The sequence below is a fragment of the Acinetobacter sp. WCHAc060042 genome (assembly GCF_003231195.1).
Classification (GTDB): Bacteria; Pseudomonadota; Gammaproteobacteria; order Pseudomonadales; family Moraxellaceae; genus Acinetobacter.
Map to the genome: position 1 here is coordinate 42,795 of NZ_QKVN01000013.1, position 23,759 is coordinate 66,553.

The 23,759-nt window shown below is 39.3% G+C and carries 19 protein-coding genes and 1 tRNA gene; 11 read left to right on the forward strand and 9 right to left on the reverse strand.

All coding sequences use genetic code 11. The features are described from left to right. The first annotated feature begins 46 nt into the window (after nucleotides 1-46). From DPG01_RS07510 to DPG01_RS07530, 5 genes are all read left to right on the forward strand, one after another. Nucleotides 47-133: transfer RNA gene (locus DPG01_RS07510), tRNA-Leu, on the forward strand. Between the two features lie 280 nt (nucleotides 134-413). Further along, a complete protein-coding gene (locus DPG01_RS07515) occupies nucleotides 414-1,682 on the forward strand; it encodes a sensor histidine kinase (protein WP_110974659.1) in 1,269 nt (422 codons plus the stop codon). 82 nt (nucleotides 1,683-1,764) lie between these two features. Beyond that, nucleotides 1,765-4,509 (forward strand): bifunctional [glutamate--ammonia ligase]-adenylyl-L-tyrosine phosphorylase/[glutamate--ammonia-ligase] adenylyltransferase, encoded by a 2,745-nt coding sequence (gene glnE, locus DPG01_RS07520; RefSeq protein WP_086210441.1) that lies wholly within the window; start codon nucleotides 1,765-1,767, stop codon nucleotides 4,507-4,509. A gap of 33 nt (nucleotides 4,510-4,542) precedes the next feature. Next, complete coding sequence (locus DPG01_RS07525; RefSeq protein WP_086210440.1) at nucleotides 4,543-5,469, forward strand: branched-chain amino acid transaminase; 927 nt, start codon at nucleotides 4,543-4,545, stop codon at nucleotides 5,467-5,469. A 198-nt stretch (nucleotides 5,470-5,667) separates the two neighbouring features. Then, on the forward strand, nucleotides 5,668-6,543 hold the full coding sequence (locus tag DPG01_RS07530; protein ID WP_110974660.1) for an ATP-grasp fold amidoligase family protein: 876 nt from the start codon (nucleotides 5,668-5,670) through the stop codon (nucleotides 6,541-6,543). A 230-nt stretch (nucleotides 6,544-6,773) separates the two neighbouring features. Here DPG01_RS07530 and DPG01_RS07535 read toward each other — a convergent pair whose 3' ends face one another. Together DPG01_RS07535 and DPG01_RS07540 are read right to left on the reverse strand one after the other, a co-directional pair. Then, the gene (locus DPG01_RS07535) at nucleotides 6,774-7,796 is read right to left on the reverse strand and encodes an NAD-dependent epimerase (RefSeq protein WP_110974661.1); all 1,023 of its coding nucleotides are present in this window, start codon (nucleotides 7,794-7,796) and stop codon (nucleotides 6,774-6,776) included. After that, a complete protein-coding gene (locus DPG01_RS07540) occupies nucleotides 7,793-8,962 on the reverse strand; it encodes a nucleotide sugar dehydrogenase (RefSeq protein WP_086210437.1) in 1,170 nt (389 codons plus the stop codon). The genes DPG01_RS07535 and DPG01_RS07540 overlap by 4 nt, the downstream gene beginning before the upstream one ends. Before the next feature lie 183 nt (nucleotides 8,963-9,145). Here DPG01_RS07540 and DPG01_RS07545 point away from each other — a divergent pair, with 183 nt between their 5' ends. Genes DPG01_RS07545 through DPG01_RS07560 form a run of 4 tightly spaced genes read left to right on the forward strand, consistent with a single transcriptional unit; the run spans nucleotide 9,146 to nucleotide 12,666 of the window. Then, nucleotides 9,146-9,919, forward strand: a complete 774-nt coding sequence (locus tag DPG01_RS07545; RefSeq protein ID WP_110974662.1) for a glycosyltransferase — start codon at nucleotides 9,146-9,148, stop codon at nucleotides 9,917-9,919. Nucleotides 9,920-9,959: 40 nt separating this feature from the next. Beyond that, nucleotides 9,960-10,931, forward strand: a complete 972-nt coding sequence (locus DPG01_RS07550; protein ID WP_110974663.1) for a stealth family protein — start codon at nucleotides 9,960-9,962, stop codon at nucleotides 10,929-10,931. Between the two features lie 9 nt (nucleotides 10,932-10,940). Next, nucleotides 10,941-11,699, forward strand: coding sequence for a glycosyltransferase family 25 protein (locus DPG01_RS07555; protein ID WP_110974689.1), 759 nt, complete (start codon nucleotides 10,941-10,943; stop codon nucleotides 11,697-11,699). Between the two features lie 43 nt (nucleotides 11,700-11,742). After that, nucleotides 11,743-12,666, forward strand: coding sequence for a glycosyltransferase family 32 protein (locus DPG01_RS07560; protein ID WP_110974664.1), 924 nt, complete (start codon nucleotides 11,743-11,745; stop codon nucleotides 12,664-12,666). A 37-nt stretch (nucleotides 12,667-12,703) separates the two neighbouring features. Here the strand turns inward: DPG01_RS07560 and DPG01_RS07565 are convergent, their stop codons facing one another. Then, nucleotides 12,704-13,633: a lipopolysaccharide biosynthesis protein gene (locus DPG01_RS07565; RefSeq protein WP_110974665.1), complete on the reverse strand. Its 930-nt coding sequence runs from the start codon at nucleotides 13,631-13,633 to the stop codon at nucleotides 12,704-12,706. Between the two features lie 69 nt (nucleotides 13,634-13,702). Further along, on the reverse strand, nucleotides 13,703-14,605 hold the full coding sequence (locus DPG01_RS07570; RefSeq protein WP_110974666.1) for a glycosyl transferase: 903 nt from the start codon (nucleotides 14,603-14,605) through the stop codon (nucleotides 13,703-13,705). 414 nt (nucleotides 14,606-15,019) lie between these two features. On the opposite strand from DPG01_RS07570, the gene DPG01_RS07575 reads away from it, so the two are divergent. Beyond that, nucleotides 15,020-15,739 (forward strand): putative nucleotide-diphospho-sugar transferase, encoded by a 720-nt coding sequence (locus tag DPG01_RS07575; RefSeq protein WP_086210431.1) that lies wholly within the window; start codon nucleotides 15,020-15,022, stop codon nucleotides 15,737-15,739. Here DPG01_RS07575 and DPG01_RS07580 read toward each other — a convergent pair. From DPG01_RS07580 to DPG01_RS07600, 5 genes are all read right to left on the reverse strand, one after another. Continuing rightward, on the reverse strand, nucleotides 15,732-16,811 hold the full coding sequence (locus tag DPG01_RS07580) for a hypothetical protein (protein WP_228156975.1): 1,080 nt from the start codon (nucleotides 16,809-16,811) through the stop codon (nucleotides 15,732-15,734). The two genes, DPG01_RS07575 and DPG01_RS07580, sit on opposite strands and share 8 nt — an antisense overlap. A 386-nt stretch (nucleotides 16,812-17,197) precedes the next feature. Then, complete coding sequence (locus tag DPG01_RS07585) at nucleotides 17,198-17,419, reverse strand: hypothetical protein (RefSeq protein ID WP_086210429.1); 222 nt, start codon at nucleotides 17,417-17,419, stop codon at nucleotides 17,198-17,200. 152 nt (nucleotides 17,420-17,571) lie between these two features. Then, the gene (locus DPG01_RS07590) at nucleotides 17,572-18,456 is read right to left on the reverse strand and encodes a lysophospholipid acyltransferase family protein (protein ID WP_110974668.1); all 885 of its coding nucleotides are present in this window, start codon (nucleotides 18,454-18,456) and stop codon (nucleotides 17,572-17,574) included. Between the two features lie 324 nt (nucleotides 18,457-18,780). Then, the gene (gene aspS / locus DPG01_RS07595; RefSeq protein WP_005401682.1) at nucleotides 18,781-20,565 is read right to left on the reverse strand and encodes an aspartate--tRNA ligase; all 1,785 of its coding nucleotides are present in this window, start codon (nucleotides 20,563-20,565) and stop codon (nucleotides 18,781-18,783) included. A 151-nt stretch (nucleotides 20,566-20,716) separates the two neighbouring features. Then, complete coding sequence (locus tag DPG01_RS07600; protein WP_086210426.1) at nucleotides 20,717-21,481, reverse strand: DUF4184 family protein; 765 nt, start codon at nucleotides 21,479-21,481, stop codon at nucleotides 20,717-20,719. 138 nt (nucleotides 21,482-21,619) lie between these two features. On the opposite strand from DPG01_RS07600, the gene znuD reads away from it, so the two are divergent. Continuing rightward, the gene (gene znuD, locus DPG01_RS07605; protein ID WP_110974669.1) at nucleotides 21,620-23,656 is read left to right on the forward strand and encodes a zinc piracy TonB-dependent receptor ZnuD; all 2,037 of its coding nucleotides are present in this window, start codon (nucleotides 21,620-21,622) and stop codon (nucleotides 23,654-23,656) included. The last annotated feature ends 103 nt before the right edge of the window (nucleotides 23,657-23,759 follow it).

Below are 23,759 nucleotides of genomic sequence, written 5' to 3' on the forward strand. Positions count from 1 at the left end.
ACGTTGACAAGTTTTTCAAAAAGTTTAATATACGCATCAACACCTTCCCGAGGTGGTGAAATTGGTAGACGCGGCGGACTCAAAATCCGCTGTCAGAGATGACGTGTCGGTTCGAGTCCGACCCTCGGGACCAAGATATTAAAAACCCCAAGCATATTCAGTCTTGGGGTTTTTTATTGCCCGAAATTTATGGCTGAGGCTGTTGATGACTTGAAGTTATAAAAGTACAGATAAATCATGTTTTTTCAAATAGTAAAATAAATCCAAAGATAAAGTCTCGCCATAGTTGATTTTTTTGTTAAATGCCATCATCGTATTGTTGTATTTTTATATTGTTTTAATAGTGAAAGTTTGCTAATACATAGAATAAATAATGGGTTTGTGCCGATAAAATCACAAAAGATGAGGCAGAAATGGGTATTCAATTACTGGAAATTGGGTCTGATACAGAACAATTAAGTGCTTGTCACTTATCTTTATTATTGGGTGTAAATACTCAAGATAACAAAATTCAAAGCTTCCTTAAGTTTGCAAGAAAAATTTTGCGAGCAAGAACAGCGATTTTAACATTTATAGATGAGCCTTATATTTGGTATGTTGCTCAAAATTCCTTTAATGCTGTTCATCGACCCGCTGAAAGCAATTTTTCAGTTTATTTTGATGACCATTTCTTTATAGATGTACAACATCCAAATTATAAAAAAATGTCGCAATCTCTCTCCGATTTGGGCTTTGTGCATCATCGAATGGTCGCAATAGACTTAAAAGAGGATGCAAAGTCGATTGGTCAGTTGATTTTGTTTGATGAGCAACAGGATGCTTTTGATCGAGATGCGATTGACAGTGTGAAAGAGCTTGCAATGAGTTTTCTTAATATTCTGTATTTGCGTATGGAAAATGCAGAACTTAAGGAGTTATATGAGCAGCAAGTTGCAATGAATGTCAGTAAAACCAAATTCTTTCAAATTATTGCACATGATTTAAGGGCACCATTTCATGGTTTAATCGGTTTCTCAGAAGTTTTGGCAGATGAGCGTGAGAGTTTGGATGAGTTGGGTATACAAAGTATTGCAGACTATTTACATGATACTGCCCAATCGACTTATAGCTTGTTAGAAAGTTTGCTGAATTGGGCTATGGCGGAGGGAGGGCGTTCTTTCTACCATCCGATTCATTATAAACTTAAACAGTCTTCACAAATTGTCTTTGATGTACTAAATGGTCTAGCGGTCAATAAAAATATTCAACTGATCGACCGTGTCCCTGATGATTTAAGAATTTTTGCCGATATCAATATGGTGACTTCTGTCATTCAGAACTTGGTCTCAAATGCACTCAAATTCACCCATATGCATGGCAATGGTGTGGTAACGATTGATGCCAAACAGCGCGATGACTTTATTGATATTTATATTCAAGACACAGGTTTAGGCATGACGCATGGGCAAATTGAATCATTATTTGAACCGAAGTTGACGATTAGCTTTAAAGGTACAGCGGGGGAAAAAGGCACGGGTCTAGGATTAGTACTCTGCAAACGTTTCGTTGACTTAAATAAAGGCGAAATTTCTGTAACGTCTAAAGAGGGCGTTGGGTCAACCTTCATCGTCAGCTTACCGCGTTCAAACAGCGCACACCAAGCTTTGTCTTTGGTTTCGCCCCAACAAGAATTTATTGAATAATCATGTTTTCTTTATAAAAATAATTCGCTTAATATCATGATCTGCTGTTATAAATAACCAAAATAATGTGAAAGGGTCGATCATGAATGCTGAGCAATTGCAAAAGACATTGCGCGCAAGTCAATATGCTGAACAAGTCCTATCTATACATCATATTGATATCGAAAAAGATTATGCTATTGATCAATTTTCTCAGCCACTGACGACCGAACAAATTTTTGCTGTAGTTCAGCAGACTTTACAAGATATAAGTGATGAAAATACATGGATGCGCGCACTCCGTGTTTTACGGGCACGCCTCATGTTTCGTTGGATTTGGCAAGATGCCAATCAGTTGATTGATGTGATGACCTTGACGCGCGAGCTCTCTGATTTTGCTGATGCGGCGATATGCGTTGCTAAAGAATTTGCATTAGTACCCTTGATTGCTAAATATGGGCAACCTGTAGGCTATAACCATAAACTTCAAGATTTAATCGTGGTTGCGATGGGGAAACTCGGTGCACAAGAGCTGAATTTGTCCAGTGATATTGATCTGATTTTTGCCTTTGACGAGCAGGGTGAAACAGATGGGCGCAAGTGTATTGATGTACAACAGTTTTGTATTTTGTGGGGACAGAAGCTGATTTATTTGCTGGACCACATCACTGCGGATGGTTTTGTTTTCCGTGTAGATATGCGTTTGCGTCCTTGGGGTGACGGTTCAGCACTGGCGATTAGTCATGCCGCTCTGGAAAAATATTTAAGTCAGCATGGGCGCGAGTGGGAGCGCTATGCGTGGATCAAGGCGCGAATTGTTACGGGTGGAAAAGAGGGGAATGCGTTATTGGGCATGACTCGTCCTTTCGTATTCCGTAAGTATGTCGATTACACTGCTTTTGAAGCCATGCGCGAAATGAAAGCCATGATTGAGCGTGAGGTGCTACGCCGTAATATTGAAGACGATATTAAGTTAGGTGCGGGCGGTATTCGTGAAGTCGAATTTATTGTACAAGTGTTCCAATTAATTTATGGCGGGGCAAAATTAGAGTTACAAGACCGTCAATGTTTAGTCAGCTTGCATCATTTGGGTGAAGTGGGTCTACTGGATGGGCAAGCAGTCAATGAGCTAGAAGATGCTTATTTGTTTTTGCGCCGTGTAGAGCATGCGATTCAAGCCTTGAATGATCAACAAACCCAGTCTTTACCAACAGAACCTGAACTGCGTCAGCGTATGATTGATACTTTGGGCTTCGCAAGTTGGGATACATTTATTGAGTATTTAAACCAAAAGCGCGCCAAAGTCATTTACCAGTTTGAGCATTTAATTAAAGAAAAAGAACATGACCCTTTTGTGGAAAGTTTTAGTCAACTTGAGACGCGTTTAAATGAAGTCTTGGATGAGGGGGCGAAAAATCTTATACACGAGTTTTGGCATGGTCATGCGTTAAAAAAATTGCCTGCCAAAGCGGTACAACGTTTAAAGATGTTTTGGCCACATTTGATTGAAGCGATTTTACAGTCAGATAAACCACAAGCCGCATTGCTACGTCTCATGCCCTTGGTGGAGTCAGTGATGCGACGCACCGTATATTTGGTCATGTTGATTGAGAGTAAAGGGGCTTTACAACGCTTAGTCAAAATGGCAACGGTGAGCCCATGGATTTGTGAAGAATTAACCCACTATCCAGTTTTGTTGGATGAATTCTTGTCAATGGATTTTGAGCTGCCTCGCCGTCAAGATTTGGAAGATTCGCTACGTCAACAGTTACTCCGCATTGAGCTGGATGATGTTGAAGACTTGATGCGTGTACTGCGCCTATTCAAAAAATCCAATGTGTTGGCAGTCGCGGCTAGCGATGTCTTGGCAGAAAGCCCATTGATGAAAGTATCTGATGCTTTGACGGATATTGCAGAGGTTTCGGTCAGTACAACTTTGAATTTGGCTTACCAAATCACCGCAAAGAAACATGGTTATCCGCTTGATACGGACGGTCAACGTTGTTCGATTGATCATTTGGCATTTGCAGTCGTGGGCTACGGTAAAGTTGGCGGGATTGAGCTGGGTTATGGCTCAGACTTAGATTTGGTCTTTATTCATTATATGGATGAGCAGGCTGATACTGATGGGTTAAAGGCCATCAGTGGATTTGAATTTGCCATGCGGGTAGCTCAGAAATTTATGTCACTAATGACGACTCAAACGCTTGATGGTCGGGTTTATGAAATTGATACCCGCTTACGTCCATCAGGGGAAGCTGGGGTATTGGTGACGAGTTTAAAGGCTTTTGAGCAATATCAATTGAAAAGTGCATGGATGTGGGAGCATCAAGCATTGGTGCGTGCTCGTTCGATTGCAGGTGAGGCCAGCCTACGTGATAAGTTTGAAGCACTGCGTTGCCAAATTTTGACGCAACCGCGTGATGAAGAAAATGTACGTGCAGAAGTGTTGAACATGCGTCAGAAAATGAAAGACCATTTGGGTTCTTCTAAAGAACAACAAAAAGATGGAATTTTTCATTTAAAACAAGACGCAGGTGGTATCGTCGATATCGAATTTATGGCACAGTATGCTGTGTTGGCGTGGAGTGGGTCTCATCCAGATCTTGCCCATTATTCCGACAATGTACGAATCCTTGAAGACGCCGCAAAAGCCAGTTGCTTATCCAGCGACGATGCGACCGCATTGATTCAAGCTTATCTCAGTGAACGAGCCGAGAGCCACCGCTTAGCCCTTGCGAATCAATCCATGCAAGTAAATGCTGCGGACTGGCGCGATACCCGAGTGATCGTTTGCAAATTATGGCAAAGATTAATTGATCCAAGCTCAATTGTGAGCATTGGGTAACATGACTGTGTATATAAATTTGGAGTGTGTGTCATGAATTTGGCTGATCGTGATGGTTTTATTTGGCAAGATGGACAATTGGTTGACTGGCGTGAAGCGAAAACTCACGTCTTAACACATACCTTGCATTATAGCATGGGTGTGTTTGAAGGTGTCCGTGCCTATGAAACACCGAATGGCACGGCTATTTTCCGTTTAAAAGAACACACTAAGCGTTTATTGAACTCTGCAAAAATTTATCAAATGAAAGTTCCATTTGATCAAGCAGCACTAGAGCAAGCTCAAATTGATGTGGTTCGTGAAAATAAATTAGCATCTTGTTACTTGCGTCCAATTATCTTTATTGGTTCGGAAAAGCTGGGTATTGCTGCCACAGATAATACTATTCATGCTGTTGTTGCTGCGTGGAGTTGGGGTGCCTACCTCGGTGATGAAGCGATGGCGAAAGGTATTCGTGTGAAAACTTCATCGTTTACTCACCATCATCCAAACGTGACGATGTGTAAAGCAAAAGCGTCAGGTAATTACACTTTGTCGATTTTGGCTCACCAAGAAGTGGCACATTCTGGTTATGACGAAGCAATGTTGCTCGACCCACAAGGTTATGTATGTCAAGGTTCTGGTGAAAACGTATTCTTGGTCAAAGATGGTGTGTTACATACGCCAGACATCGCAGGTGGTGCACTGGATGGTATTACCCGTCAAACCATTATTACCATTGCAAAAGATTTAGGATATGACGTGGTTGAGCGTCGTATTACCCGTGATGAGTTCTATATTGCAGATGAAGCATTCTTTACAGGAACGGCTGCTGAAGTGACGCCAATTCGTGAATATGATGACCGTGAAATCGGTTCAGGTACGCGTGGCCCAATTACTGAACAAATTCAAACCACATTCTTTAATGCGGTTAAAGGTAAAGATCCGAAATATGCACATTGGTTGACTTATGTAAAATAAGTAATTTGATGTGAAAAGGGCTCTTCGGAGCCCTTTTTTATTTTCTCTATTTTATTTTTATTGACTAATTTTGATTTTAAAATGATCAATACAACATTATCTATTAGTTTCTGAAAAAATATAATATTCACAAAGCATACACAATTGAATAAATTTGTTATCATTTGGTAAAAATGAGATGTATTTAAAATTTAACCAATGATTAACAATCTTATATATCAAGCAAAAGTAATTAGAACGATGTTTGTTTCGGATGAAAAATATCTAACAAAAAGGTTTATTAATAAATTGGGATATACTCCAAATTTTAATCAACCAGAAAGTTTTAATAAGAAAGTGACTGCACGAATGATTTTTGAAAGAAGCGCACTACACACTAAATTAGCAGATAAATTCGCTGTCAGAGAGCTGGTGATAGATCGAATTGGTGAAGAATATATGGTTCCATTGATTGGGACATATTGTGATTTTAATGATATTGATTTTGATCAATTTCCAAACAGGTTTGTTTTAAAATGCACGCACGATAGTGGAAGTGCTACGATTTGTCATGATAAAGATTCATTTGATTTTAATCGGACAGAAATTAAGCTCAAAAATAGTTTAAAGATGAATATGTACTACCGCAAACGCGAGTGGCACTATAAAAATATTTCGCCACTTATTTTGGCGGAGCATTATGTTGATTTATATCGTGATGCTGAAACACTTGCGACTATTACGACCTGCCGAGTTCACTGTTTTGAAGGGCAACCGATGTATGTTGAGGTTGATGTTCGTGGGCATGATGGTACTGAATATTCAAATATTTATGATACTTCTTGGTCATTACAGCCGTTCACCGTTGACTTGAAAGAAAATACACCGCAACCAGTTATTGAGCCTTGCAGGATGAAGAAGATGATGGAGTTATCTGAAAAACTTTGTTTGGAATATGGCTATAGCCGAATAGATTTTTTATTGTCGCAAGATGCAATACTGTTTAGCGAAATTACATTAACACCAAACGCAGGGCGTATGGTTATTTCTCCTGCTGAGTGGGATATCAAACTGGGAGCCTTATGGCGCTCTTAATGTGGCCTACAGAGTATTATTGGATTAATTTAAAAAAATATTTGATTATTCGATATTCTGAAATAGGATATTATTTGAATACTGTGCAGATGCTCTTTAATGATTAAAAAATCTGACAATTAAAATTGATTATATCTAAGATTGTCGATTTAAATATCATGGAAAATAAAACCCCTAATCATAAAAAATTAGGGGTTTTATTTTGTACAGCTTAATGACCACATTCGCCTTTAAACTTGGTAGAAATTTCGATACCACTGTACAAACTGTTGGACGCCGTCTTCAACTGAAACTGAAGGCTTATAGCCTACACTTTGTTCCAAGGCTGTACTGTCAGCAAAAGTGTCGGGTACATCGCCTGCTTGTAAAGGTAATAAGTCCAAAATGGCTTCTTTATCTAATGCTTTTTCAATTGCATGAATATATTCAATCAATTTAACAGGATTATTATTGCCGATATTAAAGATACGGAAAGGCGCATTGCTGGTCGATGGATCTGGATGGTTGCTATCCCAGTTTGGATTGGCTTGTGCAATTTGATCGCTTGAGCGAATCACACCTTCGACAATATCTGCAATAAACGTAAAATCACGGGTATGGTTACCATGATTGAACACAGGAATTGGCTTGTTTTCAATGATATTTTTAGTGAATTTGAATAAAGCCATGTCTGGGCGACCCCACGGGCCATAGACCGTAAAGAAACGTAAGCCAGTGGTTGGCAGTTGGAATAAATGACTATAACTATGAGCCATTAACTCATTCGCACGTTTGGTGGCAGCGTAAAATTGCACAGGATGGTTGACCCCATGTTTTTCACTAAATGGCATGGTGGTATTGGCACCGTAGACGCTACTTGTGCTGGCATAAGTGAGATGCGGTGTTTTCGCATAACGGCATGCTTCAATAATATTGGTAAAGCCAATAATATTGCTTTCGACATAACTCATTGGGTTTTCAAGTGAGTAGCGCACGCCTGCTTGTGCGGCCAAGTGAATGACGCGATCAAACTGATGCTGTTGAAAGCATTGATCAACTGCTATTTTATCGGCAAGATTGGCTAGAATGAACTCGAATTGTCCTGCATTTTGGGTGGCTGTTTGATTTAATAAATCAACACGTGCTTGTTTGAGCGTAGGATCATAATAATCATTCATGTTGTCAAAGCCGACAACGCTATCACCACGTTCAAGCAACTTTTTAGCAACATGAAAACCAATAAAACCTGCTGCACCTGTGACTAAAACTTTCATTCATCACCTCCAAAAATATCACGAGTATAAATTTTATCTTCAACATCACTTAAGTCCTGAGACTTGCGATTGGCAATGATGACATCACTTTGCTGCTTAAATTGATCTAAATTATTGACTACTTTTGATTTAAAGAATTCTTCTTCATTTAAAGTTGGTTCATAGACAATCACATTAATCCCTTTGGCTTTAATGCGTTTCATAATGCCTTGGATAGCTGAAGCCCTAAAGTTATCTGAGCCACTTTTCATCACTAAACGGTAGATGCCAACAGTGTTTGGGTTTTTGGCAATAATGGAATCTGCAATAAAGTCTTTACGTGTACTGTTGGAATCGACAATCGCTTGAATTAGGTTGCTTGGCACTTGATTGTAATTGGCAAGAAGTTGCTTGGTGTCCTTAGGTAGACAATAGCCACCATAGCCAAAGGATGGGTTATTGTAATGGTTGCCAATACGTTGATCTAAACATACGCCTTCAATAATTTGACGGGTATCCAGACCGAAGGACTGGGCATAGGTATCGAGTTCATTAAAATAAGCGACGCGCATTGCAAGGTAAGTGTTGGCAAATAATTTAATTGCTTCAGCTTCTGTAGAGTCTGTAAATAATACTGGACTATCTTTTTTAATGGCACCTTCAATCAACATGTCTGCAAACAATTGAGCACGTTCTGATTTTTCACCGACAATAATACGTGAAGGATAAAGATTGTCATGTAAAGCCTTACCTTCACGTAAAAACTCTGGAGAAAAAATAATGTTCTCGGTGTTGTATTGTGCTTTTACTTTCTGAGTAAATCCTACGGGCACCGTGGATTTAATAACCATGGTTGCTTGAGGATTAATTCCAACTACATCTTGGATTACGCTTTCGACACTTTGAGTATTGAAATAGTTGGTTTTTGTGTCGTAGTCGGTAGGTGTCGCAATAATGACAAAATCAGCGCCTCGATAAGCCTCATATTTGTCAGTTGTAGCACGAAAATTAAGCGGTTTCTCGCTTAAAAATGTCGATATATCTGCGTCCTGAATCGGAGATATTTTTTTATTCAACATGTCGACTTTTGTGTCGATGATATCCAGTGCAATAACTTCATGATGTTGTGAGAAGATCATGGCATTAGAAAGGCCGACGTAACCGGTGCCTGCAACTGCTATTTTCATATCAACCTGATTCTATATTCTTCATATGGGAGCTTGGATTCAAACCATTTCTGATTTGTAAAAAGCGACTTCGTATCATAGCACAAACTATTTTGAGTATTATGAAGGCTTTGAAAAAGCCATACACTAACTTCTTGTCAGAGATGTTATGATATGAAACAGAATGCTGGTGGATGATAGAACATGCAGGAAAACGTGAACGATGCGCTGTTAAAACAGGCTGATACCCAAGCAGAACAAAATGTTGTGTTGTGCATGAAATGGGGCACCAAATATGGGGCCGAGTACGTCAATCGTTTATATAATATGGTGAAACGTCATACCACGGTTGATTTCAAAATGGTCTGCCTAACAGATCGTTCTGAAGGAATTGACCCTGCAGTTGAATGTTTTCCGATTCCACCATTGGCATTACCACCGGGGAGTCCTGAACGAGGGTGGAATAAGCTGTCTACATTTGAACCAGATTTGTATGGTTTAAAGGGGAATGCATTATTTCTAGATTTGGATGTGGTGATTGTTGACAATATTGACAGTTTCTTTACCCACCCAGGGGATTTTCTGATTATTCATGATTGGAAACGCCCGTGGCGTATTACAGGTAATAGCTCGGTTTACCGTTTTAAATTGGGCGCTTTCCCGGGATTAATGCCTTATTTCCGTGAACATTTTAATGAAATTCGTCAGAAGTTTCGTAATGAGCAAGCCTATTTGTCATGGTATGTCGATCAAGAGAAAAAGTTGTCTTACTGGCCAGATAGTTGGTGTAAGAGCTATAAATATCACTGCCTACAAAAGATTCCTTTGGCGTATTTCAAGCCGCCTGTGAAACCTGAAGGCGTTAAAATCATTATTTTCCATGGTGAGATCAATCCACCTGACGCGATTCATGGTGGCGGTGGGAAATGGTATCGCTATGTATTGCCATCGCAGTGGATTAAGGATGCGTGGCAATAATTGCCACTAAGTAGACTCATGTTTTGAAGTGATCAAGCGAATGCAAAATATTGATGTTGTGATTGCCTGGGTAGATGGTAATGACATTGAACTGAAAAAAAAGCGCCATAAATATTTGACGGGTGAAGATGCCTCTGATGCGATCAGTGATACGCGTTTCGCCAGCAATAATGAAATTTATTACAACATTGCTTCAATTTTAAAATATGTTCCTTTTTGTCGTAATATTTATGTTGTGGCGGACAATCAACGTCCTGAATTTATTGATGAGTTTGTCGCGCAGGGCCTATGTGCTAAGGATAAAATTCGGGTGGTCGATCACCGCGAAATTTTCAAAGGTTTTGAACAGCACTTGCCCACATTCAATACACGTTCTATTGAAACGATGCTTTGGAATATTGAGGGGTTGTCGGATTATTTTATCTACCTGAATGATGATTTCTTTTTTAATTCGCCAGCAAAAATTGAAGACTTCTTAAAAGATGATCATTTGGTGGTCTATGGTCACTGGCAAAGTAGCTTTGCGCTTAAAGCCAAGCTGAAATATCGCCAGTTTATGAGTCGTCAATTGGGTCAACCTATACAGCCTAAGCATATGATTGCGCAGATGCTTGGTGCGGATATTTTAGGCTTCAATAAGTTCTTTGAAATTCATCATTATCCTCATATTGTAGATCGTGATGCATTAAAGGACTATTTGCTTGCGCATCCGCAGCGTTTAGAAACACAGATTAAGTTTAAATTTCGAAGTGTAGAGCAGCTGAATCCAATTTCACTGATGAACCATATTAAGATTCAAAAACAGCAGGCGGAGTTGAAGCCTGATCTTGAACTAGCGTATCTTAAAAATCAGGACAGTTTGAATAGTTTTATACAAGCGCTTCAAAATCCCGAAATTAAATATGGTTGTATTCAAAGTTTGGATCAGTTGAGTAGCGATGCTGCAAAGCAGATCAGTGATGCAATGCAAGAAAAATTAGCAGGCTATTTACCCCATTCCGTTTTGGTTTAAAGGTTCATGATGAAAGTTGTTACTTATTTAATTAATTTGGACGGCAGTCAGGAACGACTTGAGCGAGCAACACAGCAGTTGGATCAAGTTAATTGGCCTTTTGAGCGCTTTTCTGCGGTCGATGGTCGAGGCAAAGCACTCACTGAGTTTACAAACTATGATGATCATGGTGCGAATCAAGCACTGGGTCGTAGTTTGATGAATTCAGAGTTGGGGTGTTATTTGAGTCACTACGGTTGCGCGGAGAAGTTTCTAACGACAGATGCTGATTATTTAGTTGTGCTTGAAGATGATATGAAGATTAATCAAGAGTTTAAAGACAAGCTTGATGGCGTACTTACCTATCTAAATCAGCATAAAGAATTAGATTGGTATTTGATCAATATTGCAGCAAAAAAGAAAAAACTAAGCAAAGATGTTACGAATATTGATGGTATGAGCTTATGGCACGCTTTTTATTTCCCTATTCGCGGTCTCGGTTTAGTTTGGTCACGCAAAGGTGCTGAAGCATTTATACATGCAGGAAAATCAATGACCATGCCTGTTGATATTTTCTTTCAAACTTGGCTCAGTAAAAATGGGAAAGGTTTAGGAGTATGGCCTGCATTGGTCAAACCAGCGGGTCTGGACAGTGATATTTTGGGGACTGTAGCTGCAGAAGGAATTTCTCGTAAAGAAAAAGAAGGTCGAAGTTTTTCTTATGGGGTTAAAAAGCAAAAACGAATGTGGCGTGACAAATTTTATGCGGTGAAGCATAAGTATTTGTAATTGTCCTAAGGTGTTTTGATACAAGGCTAAATGATCGACTAAAATGAAAATTTTTAAAAAGTTATTTTATATTTTAAAGTTTTATACGCTGCTTAATTTAAAACAACGAAATAAATGTGATGCCATAGATAACTATGCAGATCAGATCGTTTTACAGGCTAAGCCAGAGAATCAAAGCGTTCAATTACCTAAAAAGATATGGATCTATTGGGAAGGGAACATGCCAGCTTTGGTTCGGCATTGTATTGATCATATTCAGAAATTACATCCTGACTATACTGTGAATCTGTTAAATCCAAATAATGTCGCAGATTTTATTAGTTTTGACCTAACCTCACCTATTTTGCAAAAAGCAACATCCCAGCAACGCGCAGATTTAATCCGTTTTGACTTGATTTATCATTATGGTGGGATTTGGTTGGATGCAAGTATTATTGTTTATAAAAAATTAGATTGGATTGAAAAGCTCATCCAGCAAACAGGAACACAAAGCTTTGCCTATTATCGGAAAAAAAATACGACGCTGGCTGATTTTCCCGTGATTGAAAATTGGTTACTGGCGAGTGTAGAAAAGAATCCATTTTATCAATTATGGTTTGATGAACTTTTTAAGGCGATTGATCTCGGACCAAAGCAATATATCCAATATATCCAAGCCAACTATGATAATTCTCAAGACTATTTTCAGCGTATTGGTCGGTTAGAGTATCTTGTGGCTTATGTTGCGTGTCAGAAGGTGATGCGAGATTTAGCACCGAGTATGGTATTAATCAATTGTGATAAAAATGCGTTTTTCTATCAAGTTAAAAATAAATGGGTTAAAGAAAAGACCCTCATTGATTTAGCTATTCATGAGTCACCAGATGAGTATCCGAATCTCATAAAACTTGCGGGGAAAGAGCGTCAGATATTGGATAAGCATTTTGTGCGAGGACAATATTTCAAGCACTCACTCTTAGATTTTTAGTCAGCACTCGAAAAAATAACCTTGAATCGGATGCATTTTATTGGGATTTAAATAAGTCCTTTGCATTTATTTTTGGAAATGCTTCCACAGCGCTATGTTCAGAAAGGTTATATACGGTAATTCCTTGAGCCTTAAAGAACTGTGCTGCTAAGTCGAAGGCTGGTAATGTGAAATCCAATGATCTGTCTAAAAGCGTTGGTTGTTTATTTTCAGCACTCTCATAGAAACGGGGTTGGGTAAAATTATTCATGTCTAACCCAGCTAAGTAAATCTCTTGATAGCGGAGTGAGTGAATAATCTGTAGTGCAACGTAGGCTACAGTAAAATAATCAAAGATCGCGGTATATATTTGAGTTGAAAAACCCAATTGATTGTTGGTATAGAAATAATTTTTTTGCATGTCGACAGCTTTTTTAGGCTGTAAGATTGGTTCAATTTCACCGCGAGTAATAGGTTCTACAACTCTAATGTTACATTGGATATCCTGAAATAAAACTTTTCGTAAAATCAGATCTAAGCAACGTGGTGTAGTGTAAAACGTACAATTGCTATTGAGAACTTTCAACACTAAATCAAAACGGCTCTCAACGAAATTATGGTCAATAATGACATAATGCTTAAACACAACATTAGGCATCGAAATTGCGCCATTTAATCCAACATAATCTATATCGGAGCGGGTAAAAGCTTCGGGAGGGATTTGTTGGACTGATGGCCCAGTTGCAATCATCATGCATAGTTTGTTTTCTGTACAAACAGCTTGTGTATTATCGACGACCAACTTCTGTTTGAAAAAAAGTTTTTGTAAACCATTTTCAGTATCACGTTCAACCTGATAATACGGCCAAAAACGGCGATTATGTTTGTATTGATTTGAATGACTCAGTTTGTAAACGACTTTATAAATATTTCTAAAACACAAGTTTGAAAAAAATAATTGTAAGGTCTGTAGCTTTTTAGGAATCATAAACAAATCATTCAGGTTGAACATTTTAAAAAATAGGCTAAGTTGTGACTAAAGCAGTCACTTTAAGCTTTAGTCATCTAGTCTAAATTTGTTGCCACTGAGTTTAGACTTTAATTTATTGAGCTTTTGAGTGAACCAAGATTCTTTCTGCCCTGGGCGTGTAATTTTATTGCCGTGATAGTTGGCTTGAGTTGCTTTGGTAAAAGCGCCAAAAGGTTCAATCATATATTGTTCTGGTTTGTATCCAGCAGCTAGCGCTTCGTCATAATATTGATCAAAAAGTGCTATTAAATCTGTCCTAGGGTGAGGCATGATTTCACCATCAAACCAGTGCTTTTGGCCTGTTGCTTCAAGACGAGGTAATGAATACTTATGACTGAACTGCGTGCCCATATCTGAGTAATGTAGAATTTTGATCTGTTCAATCGACATCCCTTCGCCATCAATATTATTGTAAGAATCTTGATAAGGTTGTACGAGATTTGGTTTTTCTTTTAGAAGGCGCATTAAATTCTTATGTGCATCTGGATTGGCTTGAATGTCTTTCAATGCAGGAAGATATTGTTTGGCTTTTTCGCAATCCCATACACAAGTACATAGACGTGCTGAGCTTTTGCCGCCCTTAGCGATAACAATGGCATCGTCCTGCATTGAATGAGACCAAAGCTCTGCAATATCACAAAGTACAATGACGTCGGCATCCATGTAAATTGCGCGACCTTCGAAGTTACACGATTCAGGAATGGCCCAACGGAAACCAGAAAAAGGAGTAGCCCATTTTTCAGTACGCCATCCCTCACCAGTCTCCTGATTGGTGTACCAAGGACTATTTGTGTCATGACTCAGTTGCATCCAAGTAATATTTACCGGATGCGAAGTGTGCTTACGAAGACTATATTCAAGAACCATCATTTGTTCTAAGTCACAATTATTGGGATCACAACCTACAAATACTTGAATTGTTTGAGTCATCTTACACACCGTTTTATATAATTAGATTTTAATACAAAGTCATCGCTATAACTATAATAGGATTATAAGTGCTAAAAGCTAGTTCTGCGTAGTAGTTTTTTGCAAATAGTGTCTTGCTGAATGCGGTGCCGCTAGAGATATATGATGTAATTGGTCGCTTTAAATTGATGAGTTTGGTGGGTTCAACTAATATATTGGATATGAGTTAGAGATCTTCCTTAGATTGAGTTTGGTCATCATTGTATTTTATGATTTTGGCGGAATATTTTGAGTGAGAATAGAAGTACTTTCTCTGTAATTTTTGCATTTATACGTTAAATTTTAAGTATAAGTGTTCGATGATTTATAGATTTAAGTATTTGTAATTAAATATAAAATAGCCTTGAGTGTTTTTCAGGTTTTACAGGATCGGTAATGTTAACAGTTTTTGGTTTCCATACGAACGATAAGTTATATACGAAGCATGCGAATATTTTAAAATGCTCGGCAAATAAATTTGGTATAGATGTACATTTTCAAAGCTTTTCCAAAGATGATTGGCAAAAAATTATTGCTTTTAAACCATGTTATATTGCAAAAGTTCGGCATGAGCTACAAGGGCCGATTTTGTATATAGATGCCGATGCGATTATTCTCGAAGATATTCGACCTTATTTTGAATCAATCACAGAAGATATTGCGGTGCACTATATTCATAATAATCGTTTAATTAGTGCCACGCTGTTTATCAACGATACCCCAAATGCACGTCTATTGGTTGATGAATGGGAAAAAAGACAGTTGGCTGAGCCTGATCGTTGGGATCAGGTTGTATTGCAGGAATTACTGGATGCATGGGTCGAAGAAAAACGCGTTACACTCAAAAAGCTACCGCCCGAGTATAACTTTATTTTTGACACATCACGTAAAGCATACGGGGATACGGTTGAACCGATTATCGAACAATTACAGGCGAGTAGAGACATGCGTTGGGTGCAAAAATATCAGCGTAGAAATGCGTTCTACCGTTGGTTTATGCGCTCAACCACTTTAGCAAAAAGCACACGAAAAATTTTGACGCGTCACGCGGTTGTTAACGCACGGGCAAAGCAATTGGGAATTGATATACAGCTTGAACTTCAAGACCTCATGTAAATGGTGTTGAGGGCTGCTGTAGAGGGAGTTGGATCTGCTGGTAGGGAGCCTTTTTTAAAATATACCTGATCCAGTTGCCAAAGCTGTATTTCTCAAGAATTTGTGGATCTACAGCGACATAAGGACTGTCTAAAAAGTCTTTCAATGTATCTAAATTTTTGCCATCCCAAATCAGAATGTTGTTGGGATGGTAAAAATCATAATTGCGTATTTGCGCATTGTTGGTGATTAATTTTTTTTGATAATACAGTGCTTCAAAGGTGCGGAAAGATAATCCTTTATGCACTGGATTGACTACATCTACCAATATATCTGCTTGATTAATATGTTGAAGGTTATCCTCATAGTCAATATTTTGGTTGATAAATTTTATTTCTGAAGTGTGATATTGCGTTTGCGCATCTGCTTGATCACCATGGCGAAATTTAATATTGAAATCTAAAGTAATACCATGCTCAATAAGCGCTTTTGCACAATGATCAATTGGTTGAGAGCGGTCGTCAAAATGTAGACCTACAAAGTAGGCAACAGTACCTGTGTGTAAGTTGGGTTTTGGAGGGTACACATCAAAATAGAAATTGGTACAACCTTGAAATTTGTAACTACTGTAGTTTGGATTTGATAAATCTTCTGGGTCAAATACAAAAAAATGGTCAAATAAATCAACAGATAATAATGTTTTAGGGAAGCGTTCTATGCCATTCCATTGGTAGCCAATAAAATGGTGATTTGAACCTGCTTTTAATAATTCTAAATGTTGATTATCAATTAAGTCTGGACGTATGACGAGTACATAATCAAAGGTATTATTCTGTAAAGCCTTGGAAATTTCTTCGGCAATGATTCGCTGTTTGATGGCATCTTTTGCTTTATCCTTATATGAAAAATCAGCCAAGAATAATTTTCGGAAAAGCGTGTAGATATTCATCCATCGTGAAAGTTTAATTTTTTGGATATTTTCAGGTGAGCTATTAATGAATTTGACTTCAAAGTTATGGAATTCTAAATTTTTCTGAATAGCTGTCGCAAAATTACTATGGCTGGGCATCACTAAGATTATTTTGTTGGTCATGATGTCTGTCTCATACGGGTCTCAATCTATTTTTAGGCCTATTTATACGACGGCTAAGGGGGCAACGCTTCCTAAAACAGTTTATATTTATTGGATATTTCTCTAGGCTGTACTCTAAATTTAACTGAGAATCTGACTAAATAAGATCATGCTTGGGAGTATTTTCTTGTGATCAGTTTATGTGTAATAAGCATAATCAGCCATGATTGGGTAATAGGTGATTTAATTAAACCAAGATCTACAGGTAAATTAAAGTTTTTTTGGTTTGCGAATACATGTTTTTTATGCTGCAAAAAAAGCAATAGGTACCGCCTTAGCGGCACTGTTGCTATACATAATTGCTAGCTTGATCATCAACAAAAAGTGTATTTAGAGTCGTAATATGATTACTCTGGTTTATCCGCATTGCCTTTCAAGACCATATAAATTAGGCCGACAAAAATCACAAAAGCACCCGCAAGACTACTTACACAGAAAAAGACAATCCGATTATAGGTTGTTAAATTAAACAATTGATTGTCTAGTATGTAACGCATGAACAACCATTGCGCGATAGCAAAAACAATTAGCACAATACCGCGACGACGGACTTCAGGACGCATAGCCATTTGCTTGCTCACAACTGATATAAAACAGGACGCTATTATGCCATTGCTGAGAATTGATCTCAAATAAATAAAAGTATGCCAATCAAGCCTAAACTAAATAATTTTGATTTTATCTTATCGTCCTGTCTGAATCATGTTTTGCTCTATAGCATTTATACGGGTGGCAACTTTTTATACGCATTGATCTTGCCTGCACAATTTCTAAAACGTCTATAGGACCAAATGTATTGTTCAGGTGCTTGGTTAATCATGTCTTGCATGGCAAGGTTTAAACAGTCCACAGACTGCTGTAGGTCTTTCGATAAAATCTCTTGAGATAACTTAGTACAGTACACATTAAAACCCGTTGCATCCGTATTACGAATACAACTTAATCCAATCACATTACATTGCGTTTTGGCTGCCATTTTTGAGACAAGAGTTGCGGATAATGTATGTTGTTGGAAAAAATATGAATAAATACCGCCACTCGGTTTTGGCAGATGATCGGGTAAGATTACGGTGAGGCCACCTTGTTTTAAGTGTTTGAAGATACTGCGGATCCCTGTTTCATCAGTAGGCACAAGAGTCGCATTAAACTTCTGGCGTGCTTCTAAAATATAGCGGTTCACTCCCTTCGTTTTATAGGGTTTATACATGATCATGGGTTGTGTATAGACGTTTAACCATGCATTTAACAGTTCCCAACAGCCGAAATGCGGAACAACCACAATCACGCCTTTTTTATTGGCTAAAGCCTCTGTGAGGACAGATTCTCCGTGAATATTTTTGAGTAAATTTAGACTGTATTGGGGTGACATGCCCCAGCATTTTAAAAATTCAATATAGGTCTGACATTGGCTTTGAATGCTGAGATGAACGCGTTTTTGGAGTGTTGTTGGGGCGAGTTTAGGGTAGGCCAATTGCAGATTGATGCTAGTAATACGTTTGATTGAAGAATCACTATAATAAAGAAGGTGTGCAATTCCGCGAGCGATGTATTGTAGAAAGGGTAATGGCAAAATTGAAATGCTTTTAAGTAAATAATACATAGCCATATTTAAACTCAGAGATCTTATGCAAAAGATGTGATGAGAGAAAATTTTGCAAAGAAACTTAAAAATCTAAGATAGATAAAATCAAAAAAAGATGAGCGTCTTAAGAACAAAATAAATGAATAAATCAACAGAATGCTTTAGTGCCAGAACTGCTGCAATAAAATATAGACTATCGTGACCCACTGTAAGTGCGATAGATCAAAAGTTCAAAGGAAATTTTGGAAAATTTGAAGCGAAAAATCGGATCTAGGGGGGGAGGAGACTGCCTTGTCTTAAATAAAAAACCCTGCACATGGCAGGGTTTTTTTAATCATAATCTAAAGATTATTTAGTTTCTTCAGCTTTTGGTTTTTCACGTAAACGAATACCCAAATCACGTAGTTGGTTTGATTCAACTGGTGCAGGCGCTTGCGTTAATGGACATTCAGCAGTTTTTGTTTTCGGGAATGCAATCACATCACGAATAGAAGCACCACCTGTCATGAGCATGACTAAACGGTCTAGACCGAATGCCAAACCACCATGCGGAGGAGCACCGTAACGTAATGCGTTGAGTAAGAAACTGAATTTCTCTTCGGCTTCTTCTTCACCAATGCCCAAAGCTTCAAAGATTGCTTTTTGCATTTCTAGGTTATGAATACGTAGTGAACCACCACCAATTTCAGTACCGTTTAACACCATGTCATAAGCCACAGAAAGCGCAGCACCTGGGTTGTTCTTCACATCTTCAACGCTTGATTTAGGCAGTGTGAATGGGTGGTGAACAGAGGTCCATTTGCCATCATCGGTTTCTTCAAACATTGGGAAGTCAACCACCCAAAGCGGTGCCCACTCGCAAGTTGACATCTTCAAGTCATGACCGACTTTAATACGTAAAGCACCCATGGCATCGTTGACAACTTTAGCTTTGTCTGCACCGAAGAACACGATATCGCCATTTTCTGCACCTACACGTTTCAATAAATCAAGCACGATCGGCTCGATGAATTTCACGATTGGAGATTGTAAACCTTCGATGCCTTTTTCAAGCTCGTTTACTTTAATGTAGGCTAAACCTTTCGCACCGTAGATGCCGACAAATTTCGTGTATTCATCAATTTGGCTACGTGGTAAAGAACCTGCACCCGGAACACGTAATGCAACGATACGGCCTTTAGGATCTTTAGCAGGACCTGCGAATACTTTAAATTCAACTTCTTGCATCAGGTCTGCAACGTCAACCAATTTCAACGGAATACGTAGGTCTGGTTTGTCCGATGCATAGTCACGCATAGCATCTGTATAGGTCATGCGTGGGAATTTATCGAATTGAACATCAAGCAGTTCTTTGAACATCTTAACCGTCAACGTTTCCATTAAATCCATGATGTCATCGTCACTCATGAACGATGTTTCAACGTCGATTTGGGTGAATTCAGGCTGACGGTCTGCACGTAAGTCTTCATCACGGAAACATTTTGCGATCTGGTAGTAACGGTCAATACCACCCACCATTAACAATTGTTTGAATAATTGTGGTGACTGTGGAAGTGCATAGAAGCTACCGTTAGATACACGGCTTGGCACTAAGTAGTCACGTGCACCTTCAGGTGTTGCACGGGTTAAAATCGGGGTTTCAACGTCTAAGAAACCATTGTCTTCGAAATAGTTACGAATGAGGTTGGTTAGTTTAGAACGGAAACGTAAACGATCTAACATTTCAGGACGACGGATGTCCAAGAAACGGTATTTTAAACGAATTTCTTCAGAAATATTGGTGTTGTCATCATTCAATGGGAATGGAGGTGTTTCAGATGCCGCAAGAACTTCGATTTCTTTGCCCAAAACTTCGATTTGACCGCTCACCATATTGGCATTTTCTGTGCCTGCATAACGGCGACGCACACGGCCTGTAATTTTTAATACGAATTCTGAACGTACTTTGTCCGCAGTTGCGAATGCTTCAGGAGTGTCAGGGTCAATAACCACTTGCACAAGACCGTCACGGTCACGCATATCAAGGAAGATGACACCACCGTGGTCACGGCGACGGTGTACCCAACCGCAGAGGGTTACTGTTTCATCAATTTGAGCTTCGGTTAAAGAACCGCAGTAATGAGTTCGCATCATGGCGTTAAAAATCCAACTATATGGCTAAAGGTAGCGAATACGTAAACAGCGTACCGCCAGAAATAAAGGTAGGATTATGCCTCTTTGGACACCTAGTCTCAAGGTATAGCTTAAAAAAGGTATAAAATTGCTTGCCAGTCTTGCTGCAAACTTAGCCTAAACGGTGATCACGATCTAAAAATAAAAACAGAATGCAGCCAAAGATCAATATCAGTAAAGCGACTTGGCTAAATTCATTGATACTCCGCCCAGTAAAATAATATAGGTCTGACTGCCAAACTTGCGTAGGGATATAACGCGCATAGTCCCAAACACTCACTAGACCACCCAAAAGGCTGAATATGAACAGCCCAATGGCAAAGCGCCTGATTTTTAAACTGACAGGAAAATGCTGCTGGTATGTTTGGTAATAACGCCAACTCATCCATGCCAACAAAGGCAGAGCCAACGCCGATGTCCCAATTTGTAAAATACGGTGTAGTGGGAATGGGTGTCCTAGCAGAGCAACATTCTGGCTTAAAAAGTCCTGAAAAAATAAGGTTCGGAAGTCAGCATGAGTGAGTCCATCCCAGAATAAATGCGTGGCCGTACCGAGAAGTACTGCCAGAATGGTGCCTGTTAAAAATTTAAAAATACGCATTGCACTGTTGAGCCTAAGCTCATGCTGAATGCCCACAAAACGATAAAAACAGGGCCGTAATAGCACATACCATAAAATACAAAAACTGAGTCCAATCCAAAGATCAGGGTGAATCAGTGACGTCCAATAGTGGGTGATATTTGAACTGGTCTGCGTAAACAGTCGATACAAATCGGGAGTCATGCAACCAATGGCAATCGCCGCAACTGGCAATCGGTCACCACTGAGTTTGGCTAAGGGAGGTGCGAGAACAGCATGTGAAATGGTAAAGGGCATTGTTATGTCTTAAATTACATAGACTTAAAATTTATGATTCAGTTTAACTGCTTTTTAAAATAGAAATGTTTTTTATTGCAATAAAAATGGAATGTTATATTATAACAATATTCAAAACTTGTAACTTGAGTCAGTTCCATGTCTTTTCATAAAAATTTGATTACGCTTTCTATTTTTACTGTCGTCGCACCAGGGGTTTTTGCAGAGGAAGCAACAACACAACTAGAAACGTTGACCAGTCAAGCCCATCCTTTGGTACAAACAGCGGCAGACTTTGCAGTCGCCGATCAGGTGATTGAGCAAAAAACATTAAAAGAACGTGCACCGACCATTGGAGATGCTTTGGCAGATGAGTTGGGGGTGTATTCAAATCAATATGGTTCAGGTTCAAGCCGACCAGTGATTCGTGGTCAAGATGGCCCACGAGTGAAGGTCTTACAACACGCCTCAGAAACCGCTGATGTCTCGGCTTTATCGCCGGACCATGCCGTGACGGTTGATCCGATTTTGGCGAAACAAGTTGAAATCATTCGTGGTCCTTCAACCCTATTGTATAGTGCAGGCACCGTGGGTGGTTTGGTTAATGTGACCGACCAAAAAATTCCAACAAGCATGCCTGAAAAGGGTATCGAAGGTATGGCAGGGTTACGTTACAACACGGGTAGCGACGAAAAATTGGCAAGTGCTGGGGCGACTGTTGCGTTGGGAAGTCAGTTTGCTCTACGGGTTGAGGGTTCAAAGCGTGAAGCAAATGACTATATTGCCCCGAACTACTACCATGAGCATGAGGGTGAACTCGAAAAAGAACGCCGTGTTGGAAATACCTTTGCCAAAGGTGAAACTGTCAGTATAGGGGGTTCATGGATTGGGGAGCGCGGTTTTGCGGGTATCGCCTATACCAATCGTCAAGATCAATATGGTCTACCGGGGCATAATCATGAATATGAAAGCTGTCATCCGCACGATGACCATTTACATTGTGGTGCGGATGGGCATGACCATGATCATGAAGAACACGAGGCAGGGCCTTGGGTTGACTTAAAGTCAGAACGTTATGATTTTCGTACAGAAGTCTTAAATCCGTTTGTAGGGTTCGATAAACTACGTGCGCATGCCAGTTATACTGACTATCAACATGATGAAATTGAAGGCGATAGTGTTGCAACCACCTTTAAAAGTAAGGGTTATGATGCGCGTTTAGAGTTGGTGCATCAGTCAATTGCAGATTGGGAAGGTGTGGTTGGCGTACAGTACAATCAACAAAAATTAGATATCACTGGTGAAGAGTCCATTTTAGACCCAACCAAGACGCAAAAATGGAGCGTATTTGGTTTAGAACATAAGCAGTGGAAAGACTTCCATTTTGAATTCGGTGCGCGTGTCGATCAGCAGACCATTGATATTGAGTCTGATCGAAAAGACTATGATGATTATGGCGTATCTTATTCGGGTGCTGTGAATTGGATGTTTGCACCCAACTATAAACTATCTTTGGTTGGATCTCATCAAGAGCGTTTACCTTTAGCGCAAGAGCTTTATGCTGATGGTAACCACCTAGCGACCAATACCTATGAACGTGGTAATGAAAATCTCGATGTTGAAAAATCCAATAACTTGGAGTTAGGTTTCCATTACGACACGGATAAAGTTGATTATCACGTGCATGTCTACCACAACTGGTATGACAACTATATTTATGCACAAACCACTGACCGTTATGAAAACTTCCGTCTAGTAGACTACACCCAAGACAAAGCGCGTTTTTATGGGACTGAAGCAGAAGCGTCTTATGCCATCAATGATGTGTATAAGATGAGCGTGTTTGGTGACTATGTACGTGGCAAAATTGACAATGAAAATGCTCCGCGAGTGCCTGCTGGTCGTTTAGGCACCAAAGTGAATGCAAACTTTAGTGATACGTGGTCGGGTACGGCAGAGTATTACCATGTATTTGAGCAAGATCGAATTGCAAGCTATGAAACGGAAACTGCGGGCTATAACATGGTAAATCTTGGCTTGGCGTATAATGGTCAATATATGCAGGGCAATGATTATCGTGTGTATTTCAAAGCCAATAACCTCTTGGATGAGACGGTTTATTCGCATGCTTCATTCCTATCGACCATTCCACAAGTGGGGCGTAACTTCACAGTTGGGCTCGACTTTAGTTTCTAAAATGCTACTTCAAGCTTCAACCCAACCTTTTCCGTAAAGAAGAGGTGCTTCCTCTCCTTTGTGGAGAGGTTGCCAAAACATCGACAACAGAAATCCTCTTGAA

Excerpts from the sequence above, each read along its gene's own strand:
- DPG01_RS07600 (WP_086210426.1), bottom strand. The coding sequence starts at position 21,481 with ATGCCCTTTACCATTTCACATGCTGTTCTCGCACCTCCCTTAGCCAAA.
- DPG01_RS07565 (WP_110974665.1), bottom strand. The coding sequence starts at position 13,633 with ATGATTCCTAAAAAGCTACAGACCTTACAATTATTTTTTTCAAACTTG.
- DPG01_RS07545 (WP_110974662.1), top strand. The coding sequence starts at position 9,146 with ATGCAGGAAAACGTGAACGATGCGCTGTTAAAACAGGCTGATACCCAA.
- DPG01_RS07555 (WP_110974689.1), top strand. The coding sequence starts at position 10,941 with ATGAAAGTTGTTACTTATTTAATTAATTTGGACGGCAGTCAGGAACGA.
- glnE (WP_086210441.1), top strand. The coding sequence starts at position 1,765 with ATGAATGCTGAGCAATTGCAAAAGACATTGCGCGCAAGTCAATATGCT.
- DPG01_RS07580 (WP_228156975.1), bottom strand. The coding sequence starts at position 16,811 with ATGACCAACAAAATAATCTTAGTGATGCCCAGCCATAGTAATTTTGCG.
- DPG01_RS07540 (WP_086210437.1), bottom strand. The coding sequence starts at position 8,962 with ATGAAAATAGCAGTTGCAGGCACCGGTTACGTCGGCCTTTCTAATGCC.
- DPG01_RS07530 (WP_110974660.1), top strand. The coding sequence starts at position 5,668 with ATGATTAACAATCTTATATATCAAGCAAAAGTAATTAGAACGATGTTT.
- DPG01_RS07560 (WP_110974664.1), top strand. The coding sequence starts at position 11,743 with ATGAAAATTTTTAAAAAGTTATTTTATATTTTAAAGTTTTATACGCTG.
- DPG01_RS07515 (WP_110974659.1), top strand. The coding sequence starts at position 414 with ATGGGTATTCAATTACTGGAAATTGGGTCTGATACAGAACAATTAAGT.
- DPG01_RS07550 (WP_110974663.1), top strand. The coding sequence starts at position 9,960 with ATGCAAAATATTGATGTTGTGATTGCCTGGGTAGATGGTAATGACATT.
- DPG01_RS07535 (WP_110974661.1), bottom strand. The coding sequence starts at position 7,796 with ATGAAAGTTTTAGTCACAGGTGCAGCAGGTTTTATTGGTTTTCATGTT.
- DPG01_RS07585 (WP_086210429.1), bottom strand. The coding sequence starts at position 17,419 with ATGGCTATGCGTCCTGAAGTCCGTCGTCGCGGTATTGTGCTAATTGTT.
- znuD (WP_110974669.1), top strand. The coding sequence starts at position 21,620 with ATGTCTTTTCATAAAAATTTGATTACGCTTTCTATTTTTACTGTCGTC.
- DPG01_RS07570 (WP_110974666.1), bottom strand. The coding sequence starts at position 14,605 with ATGACTCAAACAATTCAAGTATTTGTAGGTTGTGATCCCAATAATTGT.
- DPG01_RS07525 (WP_086210440.1), top strand. The coding sequence starts at position 4,543 with ATGAATTTGGCTGATCGTGATGGTTTTATTTGGCAAGATGGACAATTG.
- aspS (WP_005401682.1), bottom strand. The coding sequence starts at position 20,565 with ATGATGCGAACTCATTACTGCGGTTCTTTAACCGAAGCTCAAATTGAT.
- DPG01_RS07575 (WP_086210431.1), top strand. The coding sequence starts at position 15,020 with ATGTTAACAGTTTTTGGTTTCCATACGAACGATAAGTTATATACGAAG.
- DPG01_RS07590 (WP_110974668.1), bottom strand. The coding sequence starts at position 18,456 with ATGGCTATGTATTATTTACTTAAAAGCATTTCAATTTTGCCATTACCC.